General features: G+C 67.0%; 17 protein-coding genes. 6 read left to right on the forward strand and 11 right to left on the reverse strand.

What is annotated here, in order from left to right:
* The first annotated feature begins 58 nt into the window (after positions 1–58).
* Complete coding sequence (locus EV148_RS08000) at positions 59–2,005, forward strand: hypothetical protein (protein ID WP_131996205.1); 1,947 nt, start codon at positions 59–61, stop codon at positions 2,003–2,005.
* Entirely contained in the window at positions 2,002–2,382 is a 381-nt protein-coding gene (locus EV148_RS08005; protein WP_131996208.1) for a GtrA family protein, read from the forward strand. The genes EV148_RS08000 and EV148_RS08005 overlap by 4 nt, the downstream gene beginning before the upstream one ends.
* Positions 2,383–2,621: 239 nt before the next feature.
* On the opposite strand, the gene EV148_RS08010 is transcribed toward EV148_RS08005, so the two are convergent.
* From EV148_RS08010 to queD, 11 genes are all read right to left on the reverse strand, one after another.
* Entirely contained in the window at positions 2,622–3,044 is a 423-nt protein-coding gene (locus EV148_RS08010; protein WP_131996211.1) for a F0F1 ATP synthase subunit epsilon, read from the reverse strand.
* A 132-nt stretch (positions 3,045–3,176) separates the two neighbouring features.
* Positions 3,177–4,613, reverse strand: coding sequence for a F0F1 ATP synthase subunit beta (atpD, locus tag EV148_RS08015; protein ID WP_131996214.1), 1,437 nt, complete (start codon positions 4,611–4,613; stop codon positions 3,177–3,179).
* 138 nt (positions 4,614–4,751) lie between these two features.
* Positions 4,752–5,615: a F0F1 ATP synthase subunit gamma gene (atpG, locus tag EV148_RS08020; RefSeq protein ID WP_131996217.1), complete on the reverse strand. Its 864-nt coding sequence runs from the start codon at positions 5,613–5,615 to the stop codon at positions 4,752–4,754.
* A gap of 100 nt (positions 5,616–5,715) precedes the next feature.
* A complete protein-coding gene (gene atpA / locus EV148_RS08025; RefSeq protein ID WP_131996220.1) occupies positions 5,716–7,263 on the reverse strand; it encodes a F0F1 ATP synthase subunit alpha in 1,548 nt (515 codons plus the stop codon).
* 167 nt (positions 7,264–7,430) lie between these two features.
* A complete protein-coding gene (locus EV148_RS08030; RefSeq protein ID WP_131996223.1) occupies positions 7,431–7,964 on the reverse strand; it encodes a F0F1 ATP synthase subunit delta in 534 nt (177 codons plus the stop codon).
* 3 nt (positions 7,965–7,967) lie between these two features.
* Positions 7,968–8,438: a F0F1 ATP synthase subunit B gene (locus tag EV148_RS08035; RefSeq protein WP_131996226.1), complete on the reverse strand. Its 471-nt coding sequence runs from the start codon at positions 8,436–8,438 to the stop codon at positions 7,968–7,970.
* A 60-nt stretch (positions 8,439–8,498) separates the two neighbouring features.
* Positions 8,499–8,786 (reverse strand): F0F1 ATP synthase subunit C, encoded by a 288-nt coding sequence (atpE, locus tag EV148_RS08040; protein WP_277871135.1) that lies wholly within the window; start codon positions 8,784–8,786, stop codon positions 8,499–8,501.
* Positions 8,787–8,897: 111 nt separating this feature from the next.
* The gene (gene atpB / locus EV148_RS08045) at positions 8,898–9,770 is read right to left on the reverse strand and encodes a F0F1 ATP synthase subunit A (RefSeq protein WP_131996229.1); all 873 of its coding nucleotides are present in this window, start codon (positions 9,768–9,770) and stop codon (positions 8,898–8,900) included.
* Between the two features lie 4 nt (positions 9,771–9,774).
* Positions 9,775–10,143 (reverse strand): ATP synthase subunit I, encoded by a 369-nt coding sequence (locus tag EV148_RS18440; RefSeq protein ID WP_158287380.1) that lies wholly within the window; start codon positions 10,141–10,143, stop codon positions 9,775–9,777.
* Between the two features lie 496 nt (positions 10,144–10,639).
* Positions 10,640–11,035 carry a phasin family protein gene (locus EV148_RS08055; RefSeq protein WP_158287381.1) on the reverse strand — a complete coding sequence of 132 codons (396 nt, stop codon included), beginning with the start codon at positions 11,033–11,035 and terminating at the stop codon, positions 10,640–10,642.
* 177 nt (positions 11,036–11,212) lie between these two features.
* Positions 11,213–11,572 (reverse strand): 6-carboxytetrahydropterin synthase QueD, encoded by a 360-nt coding sequence (queD, locus tag EV148_RS08060; RefSeq protein WP_131996238.1) that lies wholly within the window; start codon positions 11,570–11,572, stop codon positions 11,213–11,215.
* A 181-nt stretch (positions 11,573–11,753) separates the two neighbouring features.
* On the opposite strand from queD, the gene EV148_RS08065 reads away from it, so the two are divergent.
* The 4 genes from EV148_RS08065 to EV148_RS08080 all read left to right on the forward strand — a co-directional run bounded on the left by EV148_RS08065 (position 11,754) and on the right by EV148_RS08080 (position 16,826).
* Positions 11,754–13,388, forward strand: coding sequence for a TldD/PmbA family protein (locus EV148_RS08065; RefSeq protein WP_131996241.1), 1,635 nt, complete (start codon positions 11,754–11,756; stop codon positions 13,386–13,388).
* A 20-nt stretch (positions 13,389–13,408) separates the two neighbouring features.
* A complete protein-coding gene (locus EV148_RS08070) occupies positions 13,409–14,743 on the forward strand; it encodes a TldD/PmbA family protein (RefSeq protein ID WP_131996244.1) in 1,335 nt (444 codons plus the stop codon).
* A gap of 106 nt (positions 14,744–14,849) precedes the next feature.
* Positions 14,850–15,584, forward strand: coding sequence for a DUF4159 domain-containing protein (locus EV148_RS08075; RefSeq protein ID WP_131996247.1), 735 nt, complete (start codon positions 14,850–14,852; stop codon positions 15,582–15,584).
* A 255-nt stretch (positions 15,585–15,839) separates the two neighbouring features.
* Complete coding sequence (locus EV148_RS08080; RefSeq protein WP_131996250.1) at positions 15,840–16,826, forward strand: AAA family ATPase; 987 nt, start codon at positions 15,840–15,842, stop codon at positions 16,824–16,826.
* Positions 16,827–16,830: the final 4 nt, after the last annotated feature.

The following is a 16,830-nucleotide window of genomic DNA, read 5'->3' on the forward strand; positions in this document are numbered from 1 at the left end:
CCCGATCGCCGCCGCCGCCCTCGTGTGGGCAGGCGTGGCCGCGTGTGCCGTGGGCTTCGTGGTCCATCGATCCTGGCTCGACCTGCCCTGGAAGCGCGCCGGCGACGGCCTCGTGCTCGCGCTGGGCGCGCTCGCGGCCGCCCTGCTGCTGCGCCGCCTGCGCGCGATGCCGTTCGCGACCGCGCTCGCCCTGGTGTGGGCGCTTGCGCTCGTGCGCTTCGCGGGCGTGCCGCCGGTGCTCTCGGTCGCCTTGCTCGGCGCGGCGGCGTGCGCGATCGGCAGCGTCCTTGCCGGCCCGCGCGACCCTGTCATTGCGCTTCCCGTCGGGCTCGCGCTGATCGGTGGCGTGGCGGGATGGACGCTGTCGTGGCCGGTGCACCATGCCTGGGTCCATGCGGCACTGCTCGGCGCGATGTGCGTGTGGCGGCGCGCGGCGCTGCGCGACGGCCTCGGGCGCGCACGCCTCGGCTGGCGCGCCGCGGTCGCGGCGTCGCCGTCGCTCGCTGCCGTTGCCGTGTTCGCCCTCGGGCTTGCGTCGGTGGGCGCCTGGCTGCCGACGATGCAGGCCGACGACCTCGCCTACCATCTCGCCCTGCCGAGCCAGCTGCAGCGCGATGCGGCGTACCTCGCCGATCCGGCGCGGCAGATCTGGGCACTGGCACCGTGGCTCGGCGACGTACTGCAGGGCATCGCGCAGGTCGTCGCGCAGCGCGAGGCGCGCGGCGCACTCGATGCGCTGTGGCTGCTCGTCGCCGCTGCGGCGACGTGGCGGCTCGCCCGCCGCGTCGATGCGGATGCGGCGACGGCGTGGCTCGCCGTCGCGCTCTGCGCGAGCCTGCCGTTGCTCGCCGCGCTGCTCGGCGGCATGCATACCGAGTTGCCGACGACCGCGCTGCTGCTCGCCGGTGCGCTCCTCGTCGTCGAAGCGCAGGGTGGCGCGGCGCCTGAGCCTGGCGTCGATCGATTGTTCGCCGGCGCGGTGGTCTGCGCAGGCCTCGTCGCGCTCAAGTTCGGCAGCGCGGTCTGCGCGCTCGTACTCGTCGGCTGGGCACTCGCACGCGCGCGCACGCGCATCCCATGGGCGCGACTGCCCGCGGCGCTCGCGCTGTTCGCACTGCTCGCCGGCTCGAGCTACGTCGCGGCGTGGCGCACGACCGGCAATCCGCTGTTCCCGTTGTTCAATCAGGTGTTCCGCTCGCCGCTGCTGCCGGCCGAACAGCTCGTCGATCCGCGCTGGCATGCCGGCTTCGGCATCGGACTGCCGTGGTCGATCACGTTCGACACCGATCGCTACCTGGAGGCCGTGGACGGCGGCTTCGGTTTCGTGCTCGTCGCGCTCGCCGGCGCGTGGTTGATCGCCCTCGCCGCGGGCAGGACGCGCGCGCTCGCCGTGGTCGCGAGCATCATGCTTTTCGTGCCGCTGTTGCCGATGCAGTACGCGCGCTATGCGTTTCCGGGCCTCGTCCTGCTGGTGCCCGCGCTTGCGGTGGCGACGGTACACGCGCTCGGCCAGCGCGTCGCGACGCGGCTGCTGCTTTCCCTCTGCGTGGCGAACCTGGCGTTCCAGGCCAATGCGCACTGGCTGCTCGGCGTGAACACGCTGCGCAAGCTGGTCGGCCATCTCGACGGCGCGAGCGAGGCGCTGCGCCGCTATGCGCCCGAACGCACGCTGGTCGCCGAGCTGCGCCGGCGTGACGACGGCGACTCGATCGTGCTCGCGCTCGATCCGCGCGCCCCCTGGGTCGCCGAACTCGGCCGGCGCGGGCGCAGCGTCGCGCACTATGCACCCGCGCTGGAACGCGCGCGAATCGTCGCCGACGACGACGCGAGCGGCGCGGCGTGGCAGGCGCTGATCCGCGGGACGGGCGCGCGCTGGCTGCTGTCGCGCACGGACGGCTCGAGCGATGCGCAGCGCGCAGCGCTCGCCGCACTCGGCGCCCGCCGCATTGCCCGCGCCGAAACCGCGCAGCTGTGGGAAATCGAGCCCGTGCAGGCGACGCCGTGAGCCTGTTGCGCCAGGGCCGTTCGTTCGTCGCGGTCGGCCTGCTGCAATGGGCCGCCGACTGGTGCGTGATGTTCGCGCTCAGCCGCGCGGGCGTGCCGGTCGCGGCAGCGAACATCGCCGGCCGCGTCGTCGGCGCGCTGCTCGGGTTCTGGCTCAACGGCAACTACACGTTCGCGCGCGACGGCCAGCGGCCGGGCTGGCGACAACTTGGCCGTTACGTGCTGCTCTGGTGCGCGAACACGACGCTGAGTACGGCGGGCGTAACGACGATCGATGCGCTGTTCGGCCTGCACGGCGCCTGGCTCGGCAAACCCCTCGTCGACGGCACGCTCGCCCTCGGCAGCTTCCTTGCTTCGCGGCATTGGGTCTACCGCTGAAGCGGGGTGTCCGTCGCGTCCGCCGGGAACGCAGCGTCGTCGCCCGATTCCGGGCGACACATGCCGGAACGCCGCTCGCGCGCAGGTTCGTGCCAGAGAGAAACGCCGGCATACGCCGGCGTCGAGTGCATTGCTTGCCTGAAGAGCGTGGCCATGGATGGCCACTCTGGAGCCGCGCACACCAGGGCCTTCACGACCCCGCGCGCAGCGACCCGTGCGATCCAAGGAGGATCGCGAGGTCAGTGCTTCAGGGAGCGACGCAGGCGCTCCAGCGCCTGCAACTGCGCCATCGCCTGCGCGAGCTGCGCCTGCGCCTGCGCGACTTCGAGTGCGTCGGTGCGGTTCGCGAGCGCGCGTTCGGCTTCGTCCTTGGCCGTGCGCGCGGCGGCCTCGTCGAGGTCCCTGGCGCGGATCGCGGTGTCGGCGAGGACGGTGACGACCTGGGGCTGCACCTCGAGGATGCCGCCGGAGACGTAGAAGAACTGTTCTTCGCCGTTCTCGAGCTGCACGCGGACCTGGCCGGGCTTGAGGCGCGTGATGAGTGGCGCGTGGCGCGGCGCGATGCCGAGCTCGCCCATCTCGCCGGTCGCGATGACCATCTGCGCCTGGCCGTGGAAGATTTCTTCCTCGGCGCTGACGATGTCGCAACGGATTGTGCTCATTGTTTATCTCACTTCGTTCGATCGACGCGACTGGAGATTCGTGATTCGTGATTCGCCGAAGGCGGCCCCCCGCTTCGCGGGGCCTCCAGACGGCACTTTCCAATCACCAATCCCGAATCACGAATACCGGCCTCAGGCCGCCTTCTTCTCCATCGCCTTGGCCTTCTCGAAGGCCTCGTCGATGCCGCCGATCATGTAGAACGCCTGTTCCGGCAGGTGGTCGCACTCGCCGTCGCAGATCATCTTGAAGCCGCGGATGGTTTCCTTGAGCGTGACGTACTTGCCCGGCGCGCCGGTGAACACCTGCGCGACCGTGAACGGCTGCGAGAAGAAGCGCTCGATCTTGCGTGCGCGATAGACCGTGTTGCGGTCGTCTTCACTGAGCTCGTCCATGCCGAGGATCGCGATGATGTCCTTGAGCTCCTTGTAGCGCTGCAGCGTGCCCTGCACGCGACGCGCGACGTCGTAGTGCTCCTGGCCGATCACCAGCGGATCGAGCTGGCGGCTCGTCGAGGCGAGCGGATCCACCGCGGGGTAGATGCCGAGCGAAGCGATGTCGCGCGACAGCGCGACGGTCGAATCGAGGTGGGCGAACGTCGTCGCCGGCGACGGGTCGGTGTAGTCGTCGGCCGGGACGTAGACGGCCTGGATCGAAGTGATCGAGCCGGTCTTGGTCGAGGTGATGCGCTCCTGCAGCACGCCCATTTCCTCGGCGAGCGTCGGCTGGTAACCCACCGCCGACGGCATGCGGCCGAGCAGCGCCGACACTTCCGTGCCCGCGAGCGTGTAGCGGTAGATGTTGTCGACGAAGAACAGCACGTCGCGGCCCTTGCCGCTGGCGTCCTTTTCGTCGCGGAAGTACTCGGCCATGGTCAGGCCGGTCAGCGCGACGCGCAGGCGGTTGCCCGGCGGCTCGTTCATCTGGCCGTATACCATCGCGACCTTCGACTGCGTCTTGTCGTCGAGCTTGACGACGCCCGCGTCGATCATCTCGTGGTAGAAGTCGTTGCCCTCGCGCGTGCGTTCGCCCACGCCCGCGAACACCGACAGGCCCGAGTGCTGCGTCGCGATGTTGTTGATGAGCTCGAGCATGTTGACGGTCTTGCCGACGCCGGCGCCGCCGAACAGGCCGACCTTGCCGCCCTTGGCGAACGGGCAGACGAGGTCGATGACCTTGATGCCGGTTTCGAGCAGTTCGCTCGCCGCCGCCTGCTCGTCGTAGGACGGCGCCGGACGATGGATTTCCCAGTGGTCCTTGGCGTCGATCGGGCCGACTTCGTCGATCGGATTGCCGAGCACGTCCATGATGCGGCCGAGCGTCGCGGTGCCGACCGGCACGCTGATCGCCTTGCCCGTGTTGCGGGCGACGAGGCCGCGCTTGAGGCCGTCGGTCGAGCCGAGCGCGATCGTGCGCACGACGCCGTCGCCGAGCTGCTGCTGCACCTCGAGCGTGATCGGCGAGGCGGTGCCCTCGACCTTGAGCGCGTCGTACACCTTAGGCACGGACTCGCGCGGGAATTCGACGTCGACGACGGCGCCGATGATCTGTACGACTTTGCCCTGGCTCATTGTGGATTGCTCCGGTTAACTTTGTTCTGTTCGGATGGCGACTGCCATCTGGATGGATTTCGTGATTGGTGATTCGTCATTCGTGATTCGTAAAGCCGGTCGGCCTGCAATCACCCATCACGAATCACACAGCCGCCGTCAGACGGCTGCTGCGCCGCCGACGATTTCGGAAATTTCCTGCGTGATCGCCGCCTGGCGCGCCTTGTTGTAGACGAGCGTGAGCGAACCGATCGCCTTGGTCGCGTTGTCGGACGCGCTCTTCATCGCGACCATGCGCGCGGCGTGCTCGCTGGCGAGATTCTCGAGCACGGACTGGTACACGAGCGACTCGATGTAGCGCGTCAGCACGTGCTCGAGCACGGTGGCCGCGTCCGGCTCGTAGATGTAGTCCCACGCGTGCGTGGTCGCGAGTTCCGGCGACGGCGGCAGCGGCAGCAGCGTGTCGACCGTCGCCTTCTGCGTCATCGTGTTGACGAAGTCGTTGTAGGCGAGGTGCAGGCGGTCGATGCGGCCGTCGGTATAGGCGTCGAGCACGACCTTGATCACGCCGATCAGCTGGGCGATCTGCGGCTTTTCGCCGAGGTGCGTGACCGAGCCGAGCATGTTGACCTTGAGGCGGCGGAAGAACTGCGTCGCCTTCTGGCCGATGCAGACGACGTCGACTTCCACGCCCTTGTCCTGCCAGCCGCGGATCTCGCCGAGCAGCTTGCGGAACATGTTCGAGTTGAGGCCGCCGCACAGGCCGCGGTCGGTCGACACGATCACGTAGCCGACGCGCTTGACGTCCTTGCGCTCGACCAGGAACGGGTGCTGGAACTCGACGTTCGCATGCGCGATGTGGCCGATGACCTGGCGCATCAGGCGCGCGTACGGGCGCGAGGCCTTCATGAGGTCCTGCGCCTTGCGGATCTTCGAGGCCGAGACCATCTCGAGCGCGCGCGTGACCTTGCGCGTGTTCGCGACGCTCTTGATCTTGGTGCGGATTTCTCTTGCGCCTGCCATCTGCTCGCTACGCTCGTTCGTGATTGGTGATTCGGGATTGGTGATTCGCGTCCGTGATCCGCCGTTGCGAATCACGAATCACGAATGACGAATCACGGCTTTACCAGGACCCGGTCTTCTTGAACTCTTCCAGGCCCTTCTTGAACGCGGCCTCGATGTCGTTGTTCCAGTCGCCGGTCTCGACGATCTTCTTCATGAGGTCGCCGTAGTTGGCGTGGAAGTGCGCGTGCAGCGCGGCTTCGAACGGCAGCACCTTGTTGAGCGGCAGGTCGTCGAGGAAGCCCTTCTCGGCCGCGTAGACCGACAGCGCGAGCTCGGCGATCGACAGCGGCGAGTACTGCTTCTGCTTCATGAGCTCGGTCACGCGCTGGCCGCGCTCGAGCTGTGCGCGCGTCGCCGCGTCGAGGTCGGAGGCGAACTGCGCGAACGCGGCGAGCTCGCGGAACTGCGCCAGCGCGAGCTTCACGCCGCCGGACAGCTTCTTGACGATCTTGGTCTGCGCCGCGCCACCGACGCGCGACACCGAGATGCCCGCATTCACGGCCGGGCGGATGCCGGCGTTGAACAGGTCCGTCTCGAGGAAGATCTGGCCGTCGGTGATCGAGATCACGTTGGTCGGCACGAACGCGGACACGTCGCCCGCCTGGGTCTCGATGATCGGCAGCGCGGTGAGCGAGCCGGTCTTGCCCTTGACGGCGCCGTTGGTGTGCTTTTCGACGTATTCCTCGTTGACGCGCGCGGCGCGCTCGAGCAGGCGGCTGTGCAGGTAGAACACGTCGCCCGGGTACGCCTCGCGGCCCGGCGGACGCTTGAGCAGCAGCGAAATCTGGCGGTACGCCCACGCCTGCTTGGTGAGGTCGTCGTAGATGATCAGCGCGTCTTCGCCGTTGTCGCGGAAGAACTCGCCCATCGCGCAGCCGGAGTACGGCGCGATGTACTGCATCGCGGCCGACTCGGAAGCCGAGGCGACGACGATGATCGTGTGCTTGAGCGCGTCATGCTCTTCGAGCTTGCGCACGACGTTGGCGATCGACGACTGCTTCTGGCCGATCGCGACGTAGATGCATTTGATGCCCGAATTCTTCTGGTTGATGATCGCGTCGACGGCGAGCGCGGTCTTGCCGGTCTGGCGGTCGCCGATGATCAGCTCGCGCTGGCCGCGGCCGATCGGGATCATCGAGTCGACCGACTTGTAGCCGGTCTGCACCGGCTGGTCGACCGACTTGCGCCAGATCACGCCCGGCGCGACCTTCTCGATCGGCGAGGTCTGCTTGGCACCGATCGGGCCCTTGCCGTCGATCGGCTCGCCGAGCGCGTTGACGACGCGGCCGAGCAGTTCGCGGCCGACCGGAACCTCGAGGATGCGGCCGGTGGTCTTGGCGACGTCGCCCTCGCGCAGGTGCTCGTAGTCGCCGAGCACGACCGCGCCGACCGAGTCGCGCTCGAGGTTGAGCGCGAGCGCGTAGGTGTTGCCCGGCAGCTCGACCATCTCGCCCGACATCACGTCGTTGAGGCCGTGGATGCGCACGATGCCGTCCGACACGCCGGTCAGGGTGCCTTCGTTGCGCGCTTCCGCGGACAGCTTGAACTTCTCGATGCGGCTCTTGATGAGCTCGCTGATTTCGGACGGGTTGATCGTCGTAGCCATGGTCTGTGGTTCCTGCTCTCGTCGACGAGCGACGGTTCCAAGGGGTCAAAAGTCAAACGTCGCGGATCGTTCTCGATGCTGCCGCTTCGATCGATCGTCGACGTTTGACTTCCGACGTCGTTGCAAACGACGGCCTGCCGGTTCGTGGCCGGCAGGCCGGATTTTCCTTACTGCGCGAGCGCCTGTCCGAGGCGCGCGAGCCTGCCGCGCACGGAGCCGTCGATGACGACGTCGCCCGCATCGATCACCGCGCCGCCGAGCACGTCGGCGTCGATCGACTGTTCGATCTCGATGTCGCGGCCGAAGCGGCGCTTGAGCGCTTCCTTCAGCTTGGCGGCTTCGTTCGCGTCGATCGGCGTGGCCGAACGCACGTTCACCTTGAGCACGCGCTCGGCTTCCTGCTTGAGCTCCTCGAACAGCGCGCCGATCTCCGGCAGCACCGGCAGGCGGCGGTTCTCGGCGAGCAGGCGCACGAAGCCGGCGAACGGCGAATCGGCCGCTTCGCCTTCCGGCGTGACCAGCGCGGCGAGGTCGGCCTGGGCGACGCGCGGGTCGCCGAACAGCGCGGTGACGCGCGGATCGGCGGCGACCTGCGCGGCGAACGCGAGCTTGCCGGCCCACGCGCCGAGGGCATTGTTCGCGCGCGCGAGCTCGAACGCGGCGCGGGCGTACGGACGGGCGAAGGTGAGGGCGGTCGACATCGGTCAGATCTCGGTGACGAGCTGGTCGATCAGCGACTTGTGCGCGTTCGCGTCGATCTCGCGCTTGAGGATCTTCTCGGCACCGGCGACCGCGAGCGCGGCGACCTTGCCGCGCAGTTCCTCGCGCGCCTTGTGCGCCTGCGCCTCGATGTCGGCCGCGGCGATCGCCTTCTGCTTGGTCGCCTCGACGATCGCATCCTGGCGCGCCTTGTCGACGATCTGCGCCGCCTGCTGGTGCGCCTTGTCGATGATCTGCATCGCTTCCGCGCGCGCCTTGCGGATCTCGTCGGCGACGCGCGCGTCGGCATCGGCGAGCTCCTTGCGCGCCTTCTCCGCCTGCGACAGGCCTTCGGCGATCTTGTTCTGGCGATCTTCGATCGCCGCGATGATATGCGGCCAACCGAGTTTCATGACCATGAGGACCACGGCGAAGAACGCCAGGCCCTGGATGACCAGGGTGAGATTGGGAATCATCGTCTGCTCCTGCGTAGCGACGGGCCGCGCGCCGCGCGGCCGTCGCATGCCTGCGGTTTCTTACTTGGCGCCGATGTGGCCGAGCAGCGGGTTCGCGAACAGCAGCAGCAGCGCGATCGCGACGCCGATCATCGGCACCGCGTCGAGCAGGCCGGCGACGATGAACATCTTGGTCTGCAGCATCGGGGTCAGTTCCGGCTGGCGCGAGGAGCCTTCGAGGAACTTGCCGCCGAGGATCGCGAAGCCGATCGCGGTGCCGAGGGCGCCGAGGCCGATCAGGATCGCCGCAGCGATGACCGTCATGCTCAGCACATCAGCGACCTGTGCGACGTTGGCGATGGTTTCCATGGTTGTCTCCGGTTCTCTGGTGAAGGTTGAAAAAGGAAAAACTCTTCAGTTGAACAGCGCGGCCATGAATGGCCGGTTGTTGATCTTCGCGTTCGAGGACGAACGCACGAGCTAGTGGCTTTCCGCCGCCATGCTGAGGTACACGAGGCTCAGCACCATGAAGATGAAGGCCTGCAGCGTGATGATCAGGATGTGGAACGCGGTCCAGCCGAAATCGGCGAGGAACTGGGCGAGGCCGAGGGGCCACGTCGAGAACGTGCCGAGGCTGCTGCCGAGCGTCATCACCGCGATCAGGATGAAGATCAGCTCGCCCGCATACATGTTGCCGAACAGTCGCAGGCTCAGCGAAACCGGGCGCACGCACTCCTCGATCAGGCGCAGCAGGAGATTCGGGAGGACCAGCAGGACCTTGCCGACGATGCCCTCGGCATGGAACGGCGCGGTCAGGAACTCGCCGAAGAACTTGCCGACACCCTTGTTCTTGATGCCGACGTACTGGATCAGCAGGAACACCGCCAGCGCCATGCCGAGCGTGGTGTTCAGGTCGGCGGTCGGCACGATGCGCAGGTACGCATGCGCAGGATCGTGGCCGGCCAGCGAATGGCCGCTCGCCCAAGCCCACGGCAGCAGGTCGATCGGCAGCAGGTCCAGGAAGTTCATCAGGAACACGAGGCAGAAGATCGTGATCAGGAGCGGCGCGATCATGCGGCTCTTGCCGTGGAAGGTCTCCTTGACGAGGCCGTCGACGAACAGCACCACCATTTCGATCGCGCATTGCAACTTGCCCGGCACGCCGGCGGTGGAGCGGCGTGCGACGCGCACGAACAACACGAGGAACGTCAGCGCGGCGAGTACGGTGAAGAACAGCGTGTCGAGGTTGATCGTCATGAAAGCGCCGTCGCCCACGCTCAGCTGCAGGTGATGCAGGTGGTGCTGGATGTATTCGGTCATGTTGACCGAGCCGGCGGCTTCTTCGGTGGCCATCGTTCTACCTGGTTGCGATGAGGGCGATCCAAAACGCGAACTGCGCCGCCAGCACGCCGGCAATGAGCCCGACGAACGGCAGCTTCCACACGGCTATCGCGAGATACAGCGTCGCGCACAGCCAGAACCACTTCAGTGCCTCCGCCGCCCAGGCGGAGCGCAGTACACTGCGCGGCGGCGCGATGCCGCGGCCGAACAGGCGCAGTGCGAACAAAACGTTGCCCGCGGAGACGATGGTCCCGCCCACCAGGGCAGCGAGCCCCCCGCGCCAGCCGAACCCCGCCACCACCAGCGATACCACGAAGGTTGCGCCGAACTGCAGGACTGCCGTGCGAGCCGCCACGTGCCAGCCGTGGGCGATGGAATTACGCACTGGGAGCTCCCGCCGGTGGAGGGTTCGTCGCGGCGCGCGTCCCGGCGCGCTCCACCTCTCCAAAAGGCCGCGCAGTTTATCAAGCGGCGCGTATACGCCGCAATCAACAAAAGGAGTATGGCCGGGCGCCGCGGTGGGCGCCCGGCCCGCCAGCCGGAACCGGCCCGGCGTGCGCGCGCGTCGGCGGTGGTCCTGCGCGCGACGGTGGCCCATGCACAAGTGCCTGTTTTTGCTGGAGGTCGCGACCACGCTTGTACGCACCGCGGTACCTCGTCCGTGGGGCCGGTTGCCCCGAACTCCGCCGCTGAAGATCGGGGCGGGCGCGGTGGGTGATCAGCGCGACATCTTGTCGCACTGCGCCCGCCCGTGGGCGCGCGCGGCCCGTTGCAGGCCGCCGCGCTGCAGGCGAAAAAAAGGCCGGGAGAGAGCCCGGCCTTTCGAGGTCGACGCCGCGCCAAGGGGAGTAGCGGCGGCGTCTTTCTGGGGACTTGCCCGATCAGGCGGCCTTCTTGGCGGCCTTGACGGTCTTGTTCAGCGTGTCCGTGACGGTCTCGTTGACCGACTCGAACGAGGACTTCGCGAGCGAACCGATCGCTTCGGAGGTCTTCAGCGAGACGCCGAGGACTTCCTGGCTGTTCGCGTAGAGCTTCTCGGCGCTCTCCTTGGCGAGCTGGACGCCCTTGGCCGAGATCGCCTTGGCGCCTTCGAAATCACGCACTTCGGCGGCTTCGGTCCAGAACTCGACCGACGCCTTGACGCGGTCCTCGAAGGTCTTGAGGTTCAGCTCGGTGATGCGCTCGAAACCGGCCAGGGCGAGGCCCTGCGCCTTGACGAAGGCATCGGCATAGCTCTTGCCGAGCGCAAGGGACTGCGTGTTGATCTGCTCGAACATGTTCGATACCTCTGCGGTATTGGGGAGTGTTGGACGGCATCCTAGCAGGTTCTTTGTTGCGATGCAACAAGATTGATGCGCAAACACCCCGGCCGGCCGGGCAATCATCCAGTCGTTTCGTTTCAATTCAGTGAATTGGGCGCCTCGGGCGGGCTGTGCGGCGCCGCCGCAGATCAGTCAGTCCTTGCCGCGGTACTCGCAGGCGGTCGTGCAGGTCTCGTTGACGACCACCTTGGAGAGCAGCGGCAGGCGCGGGGCGAGACGCTCCCAGATCCAGCGCGCGAGCTGCTCGCTGGTCGGGTTCTCGAGGCCGGGCACCTCATTGAGGTAGCGGTGGTCGAGCTGGTCGTACAGCGGCGCGAACGCGGCCTTGAGGTCGGCGTAGTCCATGACCCAGCCGAGTTCGGGATCGAGGGGGCCGCTCACGTGGATCGCGATCGCGAACGAGTGCCCGTGCAGGCGGCTGCACTTGTGCCCGGCCGGCACGTTCGGCAGCCGGTGCGCGGCTTCGATGCGGAAGGTCTTGGAGATTTCCATGCGCGCAAGTCTAGCAAGCCGTGTCGCCGCGCCCGCGGCCGGACCACGGCCGGAGCGCGGGTCGTCCCGCGGGCGCAGGCCGGCGCGCCGGCAGCCATGCCGTTTGGCACGTATCAAGGCATGAGCCCATCCGACAAGATCGACCGACGCGCGTGTGCGGCGAACGAACCCGGAGGGACAGATGGAAAGGCGTGACTTCCTCAAGATGACCGGCATCGGTCTCGGCAGCCTGCTGCTGCCGGCGATGCATGGCCGCGTGATCGCGGCCGAGGCCCTGCTCACCAGGCTCGACGTCGCGACCAAGAAGAAGTTCGCCGACATCGCGCTCAACGCGGCCAGGTCCGCCGGCGCGAGCTACTGCGACGTGCGCATCGGCCGCTACCTGCGCCAGTTCGTCATCACGCGCGAAGACAAGGTGCAGAACGTCGTCAACACCGAGTCGAGCGGCATCGGCATACGCGTCATCGCCAAGGGCACCTGGGGCTTCGCCGCGACCAGCGACATGAGTGCGGACGCGATCGCCCGGGCGGCGAGGGAAGCCGTCGCGATCGCCAAGGCGAACTCGAAGATCCAGGCCAAGCCGGTCGAGCTCGCCCCGGTCAAGGGCGTCGGCGAGGTCAGCTGGGCCACGCCGATCGTCAAGAACTCGATGGAAGTGCCGATCAAGGACAAGGTCGACCTGCTGCTCGGCGTCAATGCCGCGGCGATGCAGGCCGGCGCGAACTTCATCAATTCGATCCTGTTCCTCGTCAACGAGCAGAAGTACTTCGCTTCGACCGACGGCTCCTACATCGACCAGGACGTGCACCGCATCTGGGCGCCGATGCAGGTCACCGCGGTCGACCAGAAGACCGGCAAGTTCCGCATCCGCGCCGGGCTTTCCGCGCCGCGCGGCATGGGCTTCGAATACCTCGACGGCAACAAGTCCGACAGGGTCGAGCTGCCTGGCGGCGCGATCGTCTACGGCGATTCCTACGACATGAAGGAAGACGCGATCGCCGCGGCGAAGCAGGCGAAGGAGAAGCTCACCGCGCAGACGGTCAAGCCGGGCAAGTACGACCTCATGCTCGACCCCTCGCACCTGTGGCTGACGATCCACGAGTCGGTCGGCCATCCGCTCGAGCTCGACCGCGTGCTCGGCTACGAGGCGAACTACGCCGGCACGAGTTTCGCGACGCTCGACAAGTGGCGCGACAAGTTCAGGTACGGCAGCGACAAGGTCACGATCTTCGCCGACAAGGTGCAGAAGGGCACGCTCGGCGCGGTCGGCTACGACGACGAAGGCGTCAAGACGCAGCGCTGGGACCTCATCAAGGACGGCATCCTGGTCAACTACCAGGTCATCCGCGACCAGGCGCACATCCTCGGTCTCAAGGAATCGCAGGGCTGCTGCTATGCCGACTCCTGGTCGAGCGTGCAGTTCCAGCGCATGGCCAACGTCTCGCTCGCGCCGGGCAAGCAGGCGATGTCGCCGCACGACATGATCAAGGACATCGAAAACGGCATCTACATCATCGGTGACGGTTCGTTCTCGATCGACCAGCAGCGCTACAACGCGCAGTTCGGCGGCCAGCTGTTCTACGAAATCAAGAACGGCAAGATCACGCAGCCGCTCGAGGACGTCGCCTACCAGATGCGCACGCCGGAATTCTGGAATTCGTGCGCGGCGGTCTGCGACGAGAAGGACTACCGCTTCGGCGGCTCGTTCTTCGACGGCAAGGGCCAGCCGGGCCAGGTCTCGGCCGTCTCGCACGGCTCGAGCACCGCGCGCTTCAACGGCGCCAACGTCATCAACACGGCGCGCAGCCTCGGCTGAGCGAAGCGGAGAACACAGCGATGAGCATCTACACCGAAGAACAGGCCAAGGCGATCCTCGACAAGGCGATCAAGGCGTCGAAGGCGGACCAGTGCAGCGCCACGCTCAACGGCGGCTTCAACGGCAACATCCGCTATGCGCTCAACAGCGTGTCGACCAGCGGGCGCGTCAGCGACTGCGATCTCGCGGTCGAAGTCGCCTTCGGCAAGCGCGTCGGCACCGCCACCACCAACAGCTTCGACGACGCGTCGATCGAGGCGGTCGTGCGCCGCGCCGAGGAGCTCGCGCGCCTCGCGCCGGAAAACCCCGAATTCATGCCGACGATCGACAAGCAGGCCTACAAGGCGAGCAGCACGTTTTCGGAGAAGACCGCCGCGATCACGCCCGAGTACCGCGCCAGCGTCGCCGCCGCGTGCATCGAGCCGTGCCGCAAGGACAAGCTCGTCGCCGCCGGCTTCTTCACCGACAGCCAGGCCTTTTCGGCGATCGCCAACAGCAAGGGCAACTTCGGCTACCAGAAGACGAGCGGCATCGATTTCACCTGCACGGTGCGCACCGAAGACGGCCACGGTTCGGGTTGGGTCGCGCGCAACCTCGGCGACGTATCGAAATTCGACGCGAAGAGCGAGATCCAGACCGCGATCGGCAAGGCCAGGGGCTCGGTCGACGCGAAGGCGCTCGAGCCCGGCAAATACACCGTGATCATGGAACCGGCGGCGAGTGCGGGCCTGATCTCGTTCATGATGTTCGGGTTCGACGCGCGCCAGTCCGACGAGGGCCGCAGCTTCCTGTCGAAGAAGGGCGGCGGCAACAAGCTCGGCGAGAAGCTGTTCGACGAGCGCGTCACGATGTACGCCGACCCTTGGGACGAGCAGGCCGCGGTGCTGCCGTGGGACAACGACGGCCTCGCCCGCGAGCGCACGCCGATCATCACCAAGGGCAAGGTCGAATACCTTCAGTACTCGCGCTATTGGGCGCAGAAGCAGGGCAAGAAGGCGATCGGCCAGCCCGGCAACCTCATCATGGTCGGCGGCGACAAGTCGACGATGGACCTGGTCAAGGGCACGAAGAAGGGCGTGCTCGTGACGCGCACGTGGTACATCCGCCTCGTCGATCCGCAGACCGTGCTGCTCACCGGCCTCACCCGCGACGGCACGTTCTACATCGAGGACGGCGAGATCAAATACCCGATCAAGAACTTCCGCTTCAACGAGTCGCCGGCGATCATGCTCAACAACATCGAGGAAATCGGCAAGCCGGTACGCGTCGCCGACGACGAATCGCCGTTCGTGATGATGATCCCGCCGCTGAAGATCCGCGACTTCACGTTCACGTCGTTGTCGGATGCGGTTTGAAGGACGGGAATAGGGAATGGGGAATCGGGAATAGGAAATCCTGAAGCGGCTGCGAAGCACCGCGGCAGCCGATTCCTGTTCCCGGTTCCCGACGCCAGGTTGGTGCATGACCCGCTTCGAGTTCCTCCGCCTGATGTTTTCCGGTGCCGCGGGCCTCGCGATTGCGCCGGCGGCGCGGGCGCGCGAAGCGGCTCCCATTCCCGATTCCCCACTCTCCATTCCCGGCTCCTACGACTTCTGGTTCACCCGCCTCATGTACGAGTCGGGCGACTGGGACGTCGATGCGCGCATGCCGTCTAACCTGCTCGACGCGCTGATCCAGTACACGACCTTGCGCGTCGATCCGCGCGAGCGCGTGCTGCCGCTCGCCGACGCTCGCATGCTCACCCAGCCGTTCTGCTACCTCGCCGGGCACAAGCTCGTCGAGTTCAACCCGGACGAGCGGCGCAACTTCGAGCGCTACGTGCGTGCCGGCGGCTTCGTCCTCGTCGACGACTGCAACCACGACGTCGACGGTCTGTTCGCGAAGTCGTTCGAGCAGGAGATGGCGACGATCTTCGGCGCCGACGCGCTGAAGAAGCTGCCGAAGACGCATCCGCTGTTCACGAGCTTCTTCCGCTTCGACGGCCCGCCGAACACCGCGTTCGAGCTCAACGGCTGGGGCGACGACCTCGTCCACGAGTACCTCAAGGGCATCGAGGTCGACGGCCGCCTCGGCGTGCTCTACAGCAACAAGGATTACGGCTGCGAATGGGATTACGACTGGCGCAACAAGCGCTTCCTCGCCGAAGACAACACGAAGTTCGCGGTCAACGTCGTCGTGTACGCGCTGACCGCATGATTGTTCCGGAGCTTAAAGACTGAAACACGAAGGACACGAAGGACACGAAGAAGGATCAAGATGAAGATTGAAACACCGAGCACACGGAGACAGCAAAAGACGGAGAGCTCCTTCATCTGAAGGGCTCTTCCTCCGCGTGCTCCGTGTGCTCCGTGTTCAGGCTTTTGACCTGTTGCTTGTCTTCGTGTCCTTCGTGTCCTTCGTGTTTCAAGCTTTTGCCTTCTTTCCATTCCGCGAATACCCGAGCACCTCCGCATGACCGACGAACAGTCCATCCAGCAGCAACTCGGCAAGCTCGCTGCGCTCCGCGAGGCGATCGCGCAGGTCATCGTCGGCCAGGCCGGGGTCGTCGAGCAGCTGCTGATCGGCCTGCTCGCGGGCGGGCACTGCCTGCTGGAGGGCGTTCCGGGTCTCGGCAAGACCCTGCTCGTGCGCTCGCTCGGCGAAGCGCTCGCGCTCGATTTCTGCCGCGTGCAGTTCACGCCCGACCTCATGCCGAGCGACATCGTCGGTACCGAGATCCTCGAGGAGGACCACGGCACCGGCAAGCGCTACTTCAAGTTCCAGCAGGGCCCGGTGTTCACCAACCTGCTGCTCGCCGACGAGCTCAACCGCACGCCGCCGAAGACGCAGTCGGCGCTGCTCGAGGCGATGCAGGAACGCACGATCAGCTACGCCGGGACGACGCATCGCCTGCCGCAGCCGTTCTTCGTTCTGGCGACGCAGAATCCGCTCGAACAGGCCGGCACCTATCCCCTGCCGGAAGCGCAGCTCGACCGCTTCCTGCTGCATGTGCGCGTCGACTATCCGGATGAGGCGGAAGAACGCGCGATCCTCGCGCAGACGACCGGTTCGGCGAGCGCGCGCATCGAGCCCGTCATGACGGGCGAAGAGGTCATCGCGCTGCAGGCCCTCACGCGCAACGTGCACGTCGGCGACGACCTGCTCGCCTGGATCACGCGCCTCGTGCGCGCATCGCGCCCGCAGGCGAGCACGATCGCCGAGGTGCGCGACTGGGTGCGCTGGGGAGCGGGTCCGCGCGCGGGCCAGTCGCTCGTGCTCGCCTCGAAAGCGCGCGCGCTCATCCATGGCCGCCTCGCCGCGACGCGCGAGGACGTCCGCGCGCTCGCCGCGCCGGTGCTGCGCCATCGCCTGCTGCTGTCGTTCGCCGCCGAGGCGGAGCAGCGCAGCAGCGACGACGTCGTCGCCGCCCTCCTGCGCGCGCTGCCGGCGCCGAACTGAGCGG

This window comes from Dokdonella fugitiva, from assembly GCF_004342425.1.
GTDB lineage: Bacteria > Pseudomonadota > Gammaproteobacteria > Xanthomonadales > Rhodanobacteraceae > Dokdonella_A > Dokdonella_A fugitiva.

What these genes read in the sequence shown, in the direction of transcription:
- EV148_RS08010 (WP_131996211.1), bottom strand. Translation starts at nt 3,044, where the DNA reads ATGAGCACAATCCGTTGCGACATCGTCAGCGCCGAGGAAGAAATCTTC.
- atpD (WP_131996214.1), bottom strand. Translation starts at nt 4,613, where the DNA reads ATGAGCCAGGGCAAAGTCGTACAGATCATCGGCGCCGTCGTCGACGTC.
- atpG (WP_131996217.1), bottom strand. Translation starts at nt 5,615, where the DNA reads ATGGCAGGCGCAAGAGAAATCCGCACCAAGATCAAGAGCGTCGCGAAC.
- atpA (WP_131996220.1), bottom strand. Translation starts at nt 7,263, where the DNA reads ATGGCTACGACGATCAACCCGTCCGAAATCAGCGAGCTCATCAAGAGC.
- EV148_RS08030 (WP_131996223.1), bottom strand. Translation starts at nt 7,964, where the DNA reads ATGTCGACCGCCCTCACCTTCGCCCGTCCGTACGCCCGCGCCGCGTTC.
- EV148_RS08035 (WP_131996226.1), bottom strand. Translation starts at nt 8,438, where the DNA reads ATGATTCCCAATCTCACCCTGGTCATCCAGGGCCTGGCGTTCTTCGCC.
- atpE (WP_277871135.1), bottom strand. Translation starts at nt 8,786, where the DNA reads ATGGAAACCATCGCCAACGTCGCACAGGTCGCTGATGTGCTGAGCATG.
- atpB (WP_131996229.1), bottom strand. Translation starts at nt 9,770, where the DNA reads ATGGCCACCGAAGAAGCCGCCGGCTCGGTCAACATGACCGAATACATC.
- EV148_RS08055 (WP_158287381.1), bottom strand. Translation starts at nt 11,035, where the DNA reads ATGTTCGAGCAGATCAACACGCAGTCCCTTGCGCTCGGCAAGAGCTAT.
- queD (WP_131996238.1), bottom strand. Translation starts at nt 11,572, where the DNA reads ATGGAAATCTCCAAGACCTTCCGCATCGAAGCCGCGCACCGGCTGCCG.
- EV148_RS08065 (WP_131996241.1), top strand. Translation starts at nt 11,754, where the DNA reads ATGGAAAGGCGTGACTTCCTCAAGATGACCGGCATCGGTCTCGGCAGC.
- EV148_RS08070 (WP_131996244.1), top strand. Translation starts at nt 13,409, where the DNA reads ATGAGCATCTACACCGAAGAACAGGCCAAGGCGATCCTCGACAAGGCG.
- EV148_RS08075 (WP_131996247.1), top strand. Translation starts at nt 14,850, where the DNA reads ATGACCCGCTTCGAGTTCCTCCGCCTGATGTTTTCCGGTGCCGCGGGC.
- EV148_RS08080 (WP_131996250.1), top strand. Translation starts at nt 15,840, where the DNA reads ATGACCGACGAACAGTCCATCCAGCAGCAACTCGGCAAGCTCGCTGCG.